Source organism: Sphingobium sp. FG11 (assembly GCF_057809915.1).
Genome location: NZ_JBMDKW010000013.1, coordinates 84,887 through 94,010, shown reverse-complemented (window position 1 = coordinate 94,010; position 9,124 = coordinate 84,887). Strand labels below are relative to the sequence as shown.

The following is a 9,124-nucleotide window of genomic DNA, read 5'->3' as shown; positions in this document are numbered from 1 at the left end:
ACTGATGGCCGCTTTCAGGCGTGGTGTTTCTGAATATTACGGCGCTTTCTGGTCGATTTGAGACCATCCGATTTTGTCCACGCCGCGTCGCCGCCCATCCTGTTCGGCGAAGGCAAGTATGTCCCCGCAAGAGCCGTGGGCCATGCGCCGTCAGCAAGCGACAGCGGGGCAAGACGCGCCGTCCGCCCGCTGCCCATCGCTCTTCTCGCCGCTTATCCCGGTATCGACGCGCCGAACAACAGCATCGGTTCGCCAGGGGCCGACAGGATGATCTCCCCGCCCCGCTCGGCCACCATCGACCGCACCATCCAGGCAGCGGCCGTGCGCGAAGCCAGCCCTTCCGGCGGCAAGGTGCCAGCCAGCGCCGCCCGCAATTCCGGGTCGAGCACGAGCTTGGGTCCTTCCCCCCGTACGACGATCTCGGTGACGCCGGGGCGCTTTTCCGCACCGATATCGAGCTGGCCGCCGCGTACCAGGGCATCCCCGGCGATCAGCGACAGGTTGAGCAGCACCTTGACCGCCAGTTTGCCGAGCATGTCATCGCCGACCATCCAGCCGACCTTCACCCGGCCGGTCTGCGCAAACATCCCCTCGATCGCCACGCGCGCCTCATGGGTCGGCACCGCATCGCCGAAGCCACCGGCCGACCCGAAAGCGAGCCGGAAAAATTTCAGCTTGTTCGCCGATGTCCGGGCGCTGTCCGCCAGCAGATCGAGGCAGCGCTGCCGCATATCCGGGTCGGTTTCGTCCGCCATCAGTTCCAGACCATTGTTCAGCGCGCCCACGGGGCTGAGCAGGTCATGGCAGAGACGCGAGCAGAGCAGGCTCGCAAATTCGATGCTGTCGATCGGATGAGTCATGAAGCTCCGTTGTCGCCGCTATGATGTTGAGGAAAGACCTATCCGGCTAATGCGCTGCCCCGGCGGGCGATGCAACCCCGCCATCGCACCGGCGCGATCACCTGATGACAAGTTGCGCTTCTTCGAACGCCACGCTCCCTTGTTCGGCGGGCCAAGCCACCCACAGGCGAGCATCCTCCCCTCCGACGATCAGCCACCAGCCGCCGTCGGGCTGCGCGCTAGCGGCGTCGACCACCGATGGCGTGGCGGCGCCACCGGGATGGGAATGATAATGACCCACGATCGCTGGGCCGCCTGATCGCGCCGCGCGGTGGGCGGCTATCAGGGTGGCGGGATCGATCTCAAAATGCCGCGCCGGGTCCGCCGCGACATTGACGGCCGGGGTGGCGGCGGTGATGCGGGACCCATCCCCAAACAACAGCCCGCAGATTTCCGCTTGATCTGCGGCCGCGCACGCCACTATCCGATCCAGCAACGACCTTGAAATTTCGACTGTCATTCCTATTTCCTAACCAATGGGTCCGGGGGTTTCCATCACTGAAACGACGATAGGCGACGCGCAGTCGGGCATGCGGCTCGATCGGGCGCTGGCGGACCTGCACCCCGATATCTCGCGCGAGCGATTGAAGGCGCTGATCCTGAGCGGGCATGTGGAGTTCATCGGCGGCGCGCCGGGCGCGCTCAATCCATCGATGAAGGTGACGGCCGGCGAGATTTTCACCGTGTTCATCCCGCCGATCGCCGCCGCCGAAGCCGCGCCACAGGATATCCCGCTCGTCATCGTGCATGAGGATGCTGACCTCATCGTGATCGACAAACCGGCGGGGCTGGTCGTGCACCCGGCGGCGGGTAATTTGGACGGGACGCTGGTCAACGCGCTTTTGCACCATTGTCGGGGCGAACTGTCCGGCATCGGCGGCGTATCGCGGCCCGGCATTGTTCATCGGATCGACAAGGATACTTCGGGGCTTCTGGTCGTTGCTAAATCCGACCGGGCACATGAGGGACTGGCGCGGCAATTTCAGGAGCATTCGATCGAGCGCCTCTACGCCGCGATCGTTTACGGGGTTCCTACGCCTGCGGAAGGCACGATCGACACATGGATCGGTCGATCCGACGCCGATCGAAAGAAGATGGCCGTTCATCGGGAAGGGCGCGGCAAGCATGCGGTGACCCATTATCGGTCGGTTGAGCGATTATATGGGACGACGCTGATCGAATGCCGACTGGAGACGGGACGTACTCATCAGGTGCGTGTGCATATGGCGCATAGCGGTCACCCCTTGATCGGCGATCAGGTTTACGGTAGGGATAGGAAAGGTTTCAAATCAATACTGGAAACAGTGGGTTTCAAAAGGCAGGCATTGCACGCCAAACAGCTGGGGTTCATACACCCTGTCAACGGCGAGACACTGCGGTTTGAAAGCCCTTTGCCAGCCGATATGCAGGAACTGTTAAGCCAGCTCCGGGTATAGATGAGTCAAGTTTGCTGCGGCGTTCTGGATGCCACTTCTGGGTCCCGCCGCGCATGAAAAGGGAAGGAAAGTGACATGGCCAAGAGCAATGTCCCCGCGGTTCCGGCGCTGGGCAGTGAAGCCAGCCTCAACCGCTATCTCTCGGAAATCCGTAAGTTTCCGCTGCTGACGCCCGAGCAGGAATATATGCTCGCCAAGCGCTATTCGGAACATCAGGACCCTGAAGCAGCGGCGCAGCTCGTCACCTCGCACTTGCGGCTCGTGGCCAAGATCGCGATGGGTTATCGCGGCTATGGCCTGCCGGTCAGCGAGCTGATCTCCGAAGGCAATATCGGCCTGATGCAGGGTGTGAAGAAGTTCGAGCCGGATCGCGGCTTCCGCCTCGCCACCTATGCGATGTGGTGGATTCGCGCGTCTATTCAGGAGTTTATCCTGCGTAGTTGGAGCCTCGTGAAAATGGGCACCACGGCGTCGCAGAAGAAGCTGTTCTTCAATCTGCGCCGGATGAAGAACAGCATCGATGCGTTCGAGGACGGCGATCTCAAGCCCGCAGACGTCACCAAGATCGCCACTGACCTTGGCGTGTCCGAGGATGATGTCGTGTCGATGAACCGCCGCATGGCGATGGGCGGCGACACCTCGCTGAACGTGCCGATGCGCGAGGATGGCGACGGCCAGTGGCAGGACTGGTTGCAGGATAACGATCCGTTGCAGGACGAGCGCGTCGCGGACGAGCAGGAAAAGAACCTGCGCCACGATATGCTGGTGGATGCGATGGGCGACCTCAACGATCGCGAGAAGCATATTCTTGCGGAGCGGCGGCTGTCCGAAGAGCCAAAGACGCTGGAAGAACTGAGCCAGGTCTATGGCGTGTCGCGCGAGCGTGTTCGCCAGATCGAGGTTCGGGCCTTCGAAAAGCTGCAAAAGGCGATGATGCGCATTGCCGGCGACAAGATCGGCAAGATGGGGCGCTTTGCCCTAGCTTGAGGCTTCACTAGCGAATTAAAAAGGCCCCGGCGCGATCCGGGGCCTTTTTTTTGTGTCAGGCGAGGTTCCGCCCTACCCGATCAGTCGATCGGGATCGCAGATGCTTGCACGATGATGCGACGACGTTAGGGTCGCGCCATGCCCGCCCTTGCCACCCGCCGCCGATCCCGATGGATTACCCTGCCTCTCAAGATCTTCGGCGTTTTCGTGCTGCTGTCTCTGGCGATGGTGACGCTCTATCGCTTCGTGCCGGTGCCAGTGACGCTGACCATGCTGTTCGATCCCAACGGCATCACCAAGGACTGGACCAGCCTCGACAAGATCGATCCCGACATGGCGCGCGCGGCCATTGCGGCGGAGGACAGCAAATTTTGCACCCATCATGGCTTCGACGTGGACGCAATCGCGAAGGCGGCGCTTCATAATGCGAGTGGCGGCCGCATTCGGGGCGGCTCCACTATCAGCCAGCAGACGGCGAAGAATGTGTTTCTGTTCCAGGGCGGCGGCTTCGTGCGCAAGGGGCTGGAGGCCTGGTTCACCCTGCTAATCGAGACGATCTGGGGCAAGAGGCGGATCATGGAGGTTTATCTGAACGTCGCGGAAACGGGCATCGGCACTTATGGCGTTCAGGCGGGCGCGATCCGCTATTTCCACCATGGCGCGCAGTCGCTCAGCCGGGTCGAGGCCGCGCGTCTCGCCGCGATCCTGCCGCTGCCCAAGAAACGCGGCGCCGTCGCGCCCAAGGGCTTCACCCGCCGCTATGGCAACAGCATCAGCGCGCGCATTGGCGTGGTGGAGCGCGACGCATTGGATCGCTGCCTGCGCTGACCGGCGGCTCGGATTCCTTCCGACCGCACTGGCTACAAACGAAAAATCCCACCCGGCGCACCGGATGGGATTTTCGATCAGGTCAGGATCGAAGGATCAGGCGGCGTCTTCGGCGCGCTTGTCCTTTTCGCTGAACACGCGCACCGGCTCCTTCTTGCCGCCGACGACATCCTTGTCGACCACAACCTCACCGACGCCCTGCATCGAGGGCAGATCGAACATCGTGTCGAGCAGGATCGATTCGAGGATCGACCGCAGCCCGCGCGCTCCCGTCTTGCGCTCGATCGCCCGTTTGGCGATGGCGGTCAGCGCGTCGTCGGTAAAGCTGAGATCGACATTCTCCATGTCGAACAGCTTGCCATATTGCTTGACCAGCGCGTTCTTCGGCTCGACCAGAATCTTGACCAGCGCGGACACGTCAAGATCTTCCAGAGTCGCGATCACCGGCAGGCGACCGACAAATTCTGGGATCAGGCCGAATTTAAGCAGATCTTCCGGCTCGCTCGACCGCAGCAGTTCGCCGGTCTTGCGCTCCTCGGGCGCGGCGACATAGGCGCCAAAGCCGATCGACTTGGCTTCCAGACGGTCGCCGATGATCTTTTCCAGCCCCGCGAACGCGCCGCCGCAGATGAACAGAATGTTCGTCGTGTCGACCTGAAGAAATTCCTGCTGCGGATGCTTGCGACCGCCCTGCGGCGGCACCGAAGCGGTCGTACCTTCCATCAGTTTGAGCAGTGCCTGCTGCACGCCCTCGCCCGATACGTCGCGGGTGATCGACGGGTTTTCGGCCTTGCGGCTGATCTTGTCGATCTCGTCGATATAGACGATGCCGCGCTGCGCCTTTTCGACATTATAGTCGGACGCCTGCAACAGCTTGAGGATGATGTTCTCGACATCCTCACCCACATAACCGGCCTCGGTCAGCGTCGTCGCATCGGCCATGGTGAAGGGCACATCGAACGTCTTGGCCAGCGTCTGCGCCAGCAGCGTCTTGCCGCAGCCGGTAGGGCCGACGAGCAGGATGTTGGACTTGGCCAGTTCGACTTCGCCCGGCTTCGAGCCATGGTTCAGCCGCTTGTAATGGTTGTGGACCGCGACCGAGAGAACGCGCTTCGCCCGGTTCTGCCCGATCACATAATCGTCCAGCACATCGCAGATTTCCTGCGGGGTCGGCACGCCGCCATCCTTCTTGCCGACGAGACCACCCTTGGTCTCCTCGCGGATGATGTCGTTGCACAGTTCCACGCATTCATCGCAGATGAATACCGTCGGCCCCGCGATCAGCTTGCGCACCTCATGCTGCGACTTGCCGCAGAAGGAGCAGTAAAGCGTGCTTTTGGAATCGGAGCCCGTAAGCTTAGTCATTCGCCATGTCTTTCCTCCCTGCCGTCGGCGACATGCCGGTTATGGCGAGGGATATTCTGGTCCAAAGGGCATTCTAGACCGGGGCGCGCTGATTTCACAAGAGGGGAAAGTCGCGCGCGCCGGTCTCATTGGCCTCAGGCGTCGGATGCTTCGGGCAGCGCGGGGCGCCGGTCGAACACCTCATCGACCAGACCGAAGGCCTTCGCCTCGTCGGCCTCAAGGAAGGTGTCGCGGTCCATCGCCCGCTCGATTTCCTCCAGCGGCCGGCCAGTATAGGTCGAATAAAGACCGTTCAGGCGCTGGCGAATGCGCAGGATTTCCTTGGCCTGGATCTCGATATCGCTCGCCATGCCCTGCGCACCACCCGATGGCTGATGCACCATGATCCGCGCGTTGCTGAGCGCGATCCGCTTGCCCGGTTCGCCCGCCGCGAGCAGGAAGCTGCCCATCGACGCGGCCTGACCGATGCAGACGGTGCCGACCTGGGGCCGGATATATTTCATTGTGTCGTGGATCGCCATGCCCGCCGTCACCACGCCGCCGGGCGAATTAATGTACATCCAGATGTCCTTCTTCGGATTTTCCGACTCAAGGAACAGCAGCTGAGCGACGATCAGCGACGCCATATGATCCTCGACCTGCCCGGTCAGGAAAATGATACGTTCGCGCAGCAGGCGCGAGAAAATGTCGAAACTGCGCTCGCCCCGGTTCGACTGTTCGATGACGATGGGAACCAGCGCGGACATTGGATCGAAGTGATTCTGCATGTTGCTCTTTCAGCTTGGTGCTTTTGCCCGATCGTACATCGGGGCAAAGCCGGGTGTGTTCAAGGGCCTTAACCTATTGGCCGATCAGATAAGGGAGCCTCCGGCGTCAACGATCCCTCGCGAAATCGCCAGGCGCGCGGAACGCGAGATACGCCAGCCGACGCACTTCGCGCCGCCCCCGGACCACGGTGTCGAGCAGCAGCCCGCACATGGCGCTGAGCGTCGCGAGGATCATCAGGCCGGTGACGAGGATCGCGGTCGGGACTCGTGGCACCAGCCCGGTCTTGGCATAGGTCAGGATCAACGGTGCGGCGAGACCCAGCGCCGACAACGCCAACAGACCGGCGATGATGCCGAAGAAAAGGATCGGCCGTTCGATACGGTAGAGCGTGATGATAGTCCGCAGGATGCGCCAGCCGTCGCGATAGGTCGACAGCTTGCTGACCGATCCTTCAGGCCGCGCCCCATAGGCTGTCACCATTTCAGCCACGGGCATAACCAGTTCGAGCGCATGAACGCTGATTTCGGTCTCGATCTCGAACCCGGCGGACAGGACCGGGAAGCTTTTTACGAAGCGCCGCGAAAAAACCCGGTAGCCAGAGAGAATGTCGGTGAAGCTGCGCCCGAACAATTGCTTGAGCAGGCCCGTCAAAACCGCATTGCCCAGGCGATGGCCCCGGCGATACGCCTCCTCCACCTCGCTGCGGCGCGCGCCCACCACCATGTCCAGATTGTCTTCCAGCATGGCGGCGACCATGCGCGGCGCGGCGGCAGCCTCATAGGTCGCATCGCCATCGGCCATGATATAGATGTCGGCATCGACGTCGGCGAACATCCGGCGCACGACATGCCCCTTGCCCTGCTGGGTCACGCGGCGAACGATCGCGCCCGCTCCGGCCGCGAGCTCGCGACTGCCATCGGTGCTATTATTGTCGAAAACGTAGATGTCAGCATGGGGCAGCACCCGGCGAAAATCCGCAACCGTCTGCACGATCGCGCCCGCTTCATTATAGCAGGGCAGGATGACGGCGATGCGCGGCTGCGCCGGCGCCGCGTCCTGCTCGATGGCCGGAAATTCCTTCATTCGCCCCATATCCCGCATATTTTTGCGCTCCCGACATGGAGCGACAGGATTAATATTTCGTCTGCCATAGCGGCTGCGAAATGAAAAGCGCCCGTGCTTCCTGATGGAAACCGGGCGCCTTTTTCTCGTTTGCCGGAAGGCTTATTCGGCCTTGGCGGCGGCTTTCTTGGGTGCAGCCTTTTTGGGCTTGGCTTCGGCTGCCGGAGCCTCGGCCTCGCCTTCCGCGACAGCGGCCTTCTTGGGCGCAGCCTTTTTGGGCTTTGCCGGTGCGGCGTCCTCGGTCGTCACTTCGTCGGCGGCAGGCTCGGCAGCGGCCTTTTTGGCGGCTTTCTTGGCCTTGGGCTTTTCGTCATGGCTGTGGTCGTGGCCGCAATCGGGACCATGCACGTGCGGCTTGATGTCGCTCTCATCCGCCTCGATCGCCGCTTCCAGCTCTTCGCGGGTCACTTCGCGTTCGGTGATCTCGGCCTTGTCGAACAGGAAGTCGACGACCTTGTCCTCATAAAGCGGCGCGCGAAGCTGCGCGGCGGCCATCGGGTCCTGCCGCACATATTGCACGAAGCGCTCGCGATCCTGCGGACCATATTGCTGCGCGGCCTGCATGATGAGGCGGTTCATTTCCTGATCGTTGACGACCACGCCATTGGCCTGACCGATTTCGGAGAGGAGGAGACCGAGGCGCACGCGACGCACCGCGATGGCGCGATAATCGTCCTTCTCCGCTTCCATTTCGGCGAGCGCGGCCTCGGGATCTTCCTCATGGGTCGCTTCATGCTGAAGCTGGCCCCAGATCTGCTCGAATTCGGCATCGACCATGCTCGGCGGCACGTCGAAATCATGCGCGGCGGCGAGCTGGTCGAGCAGCTTGCGCTTCATGTGCGTGCGGGTCAGGCCATTCTGCTCCTGCTCGATCTGGCCCTTGAGCAGTTCCTTGAGCTGATCGAGACCTTCGAGACCCAGCGACTTGGCGAACTCATCGTCCAGCTTGGGCTTGTCGGCATTCAGCACCGACTTGACCTTGATGTCGAAGGTCGCAGCCTTGCCAGCGAGATTCTCCGCGCCGTAATCGGCGGGGAATGTCACGTCGATGACCTTCTCGTCGCCCTTCTTGACGCCGCCAAGCTGTTCTTCGAAGCCGGGGATGAACTGGCCGGCGCCAAGCTTCAGCCGGACGTCTTCGGCGGTGCCGCCCTCGAATGCCTCGCCATCGACCTTGCCGAGAAAATCGATGACCAGTGTGTCGCCATCGGCTGCGACATGATCGGCGTCATATTCTTCGAGCGCACCCTGCTGGCTCGCGATGCGGCCGGCCTGCTCGTCAATCTGCGCGTCACTGACGGGAATGGTCAGGCGCTCCAGAGTGAGACCGTCGATGCTGGGGGCCGCGATTTCGGGCAGCACTTCCAGCGCGACCTTGATCTCGGCGTCCTTGCCGAACTCGAACCCTTCGTCCAGCTCGACCGAAGGCTGCATCGCGGGGCGCAGCTTCTGGTCGGCGATCAGAGACTGGATGCTGTCCTGAATCGAGCTGTTGAGCGCGTCGCGCTGCAACGATTCACCGTGCATCTTCTTGACCAGATTGGTGGGCACCTTGCCGGGGCGGAAGCCGGGCATCCGCATCTGCGGCGCGATCGCCTTCACTTCCTTTTCCACGCGGGCGTCGATATCCTTCGACGCGATGGTGATGGTATAGGCGCGCTTCAGGCCCTCGTTCAACGTTTCGACAGTCTGCATCTCTTCTCTCAAACGCTTTCTTCA

General features: G+C 62.0%; 9 protein-coding genes. 3 read left to right on the top strand and 6 right to left on the bottom strand.

Features of this window, described 5'->3' with window-relative positions; all coding sequences use genetic code 11:
• Positions 1-212: 212 nt before the first annotated feature.
• Both ACODSN_RS12430 and ACODSN_RS12425 read right to left on the bottom strand, forming a co-directional pair.
• A complete protein-coding gene (locus ACODSN_RS12430) occupies positions 213-860 on the bottom strand; it encodes a histidine phosphotransferase family protein (RefSeq protein WP_489055828.1) in 648 nt (215 codons plus the stop codon).
• A gap of 97 nt (positions 861-957) precedes the next feature.
• A complete protein-coding gene (locus tag ACODSN_RS12425; RefSeq protein ID WP_489055827.1) occupies positions 958-1,359 on the bottom strand; it encodes a M67 family metallopeptidase in 402 nt (133 codons plus the stop codon).
• A gap of 16 nt (positions 1,360-1,375) precedes the next feature.
• Between ACODSN_RS12425 and ACODSN_RS12420 the strand changes: the two genes are divergently transcribed.
• From ACODSN_RS12420 to mtgA, 3 genes are all read left to right on the top strand, one after another.
• Complete coding sequence (locus ACODSN_RS12420; RefSeq protein ID WP_489055826.1) at positions 1,376-2,335, top strand: RluA family pseudouridine synthase; 960 nt, start codon at positions 1,376-1,378, stop codon at positions 2,333-2,335.
• A gap of 75 nt (positions 2,336-2,410) precedes the next feature.
• Entirely contained in the window at positions 2,411-3,322 is a 912-nt protein-coding gene (gene rpoH, locus ACODSN_RS12415; RefSeq protein ID WP_489055825.1) for an RNA polymerase sigma factor RpoH, read from the top strand.
• Positions 3,323-3,460: 138 nt separating this feature from the next.
• The gene (mtgA, locus tag ACODSN_RS12410) at positions 3,461-4,150 is read left to right on the top strand and encodes a monofunctional biosynthetic peptidoglycan transglycosylase (protein WP_489055824.1); all 690 of its coding nucleotides are present in this window, start codon (positions 3,461-3,463) and stop codon (positions 4,148-4,150) included.
• Positions 4,151-4,246: 96 nt separating this feature from the next.
• On the opposite strand, the gene clpX is transcribed toward mtgA, so the two are convergent.
• From clpX to tig, 4 genes are all read right to left on the bottom strand, one after another.
• Positions 4,247-5,515 carry an ATP-dependent Clp protease ATP-binding subunit ClpX gene (gene clpX / locus ACODSN_RS12405; RefSeq protein WP_489055823.1) on the bottom strand — a complete coding sequence of 423 codons (1,269 nt, stop codon included), beginning with the start codon at positions 5,513-5,515 and terminating at the stop codon, positions 4,247-4,249.
• Positions 5,516-5,649: 134 nt separating this feature from the next.
• A complete protein-coding gene (clpP, locus tag ACODSN_RS12400) occupies positions 5,650-6,282 on the bottom strand; it encodes an ATP-dependent Clp endopeptidase proteolytic subunit ClpP (RefSeq protein WP_489055822.1) in 633 nt (210 codons plus the stop codon).
• Between the two features lie 106 nt (positions 6,283-6,388).
• Positions 6,389-7,366, bottom strand: a complete 978-nt coding sequence (locus ACODSN_RS12395; RefSeq protein WP_489055821.1) for a glycosyltransferase family 2 protein — start codon at positions 7,364-7,366, stop codon at positions 6,389-6,391.
• A gap of 141 nt (positions 7,367-7,507) precedes the next feature.
• Entirely contained in the window at positions 7,508-9,100 is a 1,593-nt protein-coding gene (tig, locus tag ACODSN_RS12390) for a trigger factor (RefSeq protein WP_489055820.1), read from the bottom strand.
• Positions 9,101-9,124: the final 24 nt, after the last annotated feature.

Excerpts from the sequence above, each read along its gene's own strand:
- ACODSN_RS12430 (WP_489055828.1), bottom strand. The coding sequence starts at position 860 with ATGACTCATCCGATCGACAGCATCGAATTTGCGAGCCTGCTCTGCTCG.
- ACODSN_RS12425 (WP_489055827.1), bottom strand. The coding sequence starts at position 1,359 with ATGACAGTCGAAATTTCAAGGTCGTTGCTGGATCGGATAGTGGCGTGC.
- ACODSN_RS12420 (WP_489055826.1), top strand. The coding sequence starts at position 1,376 with ATGGGTCCGGGGGTTTCCATCACTGAAACGACGATAGGCGACGCGCAG.
- rpoH (WP_489055825.1), top strand. The coding sequence starts at position 2,411 with ATGGCCAAGAGCAATGTCCCCGCGGTTCCGGCGCTGGGCAGTGAAGCC.
- mtgA (WP_489055824.1), top strand. The coding sequence starts at position 3,461 with ATGCCCGCCCTTGCCACCCGCCGCCGATCCCGATGGATTACCCTGCCT.
- clpX (WP_489055823.1), bottom strand. The coding sequence starts at position 5,515 with ATGACTAAGCTTACGGGCTCCGATTCCAAAAGCACGCTTTACTGCTCC.
- clpP (WP_489055822.1), bottom strand. The coding sequence starts at position 6,282 with ATGCAGAATCACTTCGATCCAATGTCCGCGCTGGTTCCCATCGTCATC.
- ACODSN_RS12395 (WP_489055821.1), bottom strand. The coding sequence starts at position 7,366 with ATGAAGGAATTTCCGGCCATCGAGCAGGACGCGGCGCCGGCGCAGCCG.
- tig (WP_489055820.1), bottom strand. The coding sequence starts at position 9,100 with ATGCAGACTGTCGAAACGTTGAACGAGGGCCTGAAGCGCGCCTATACC.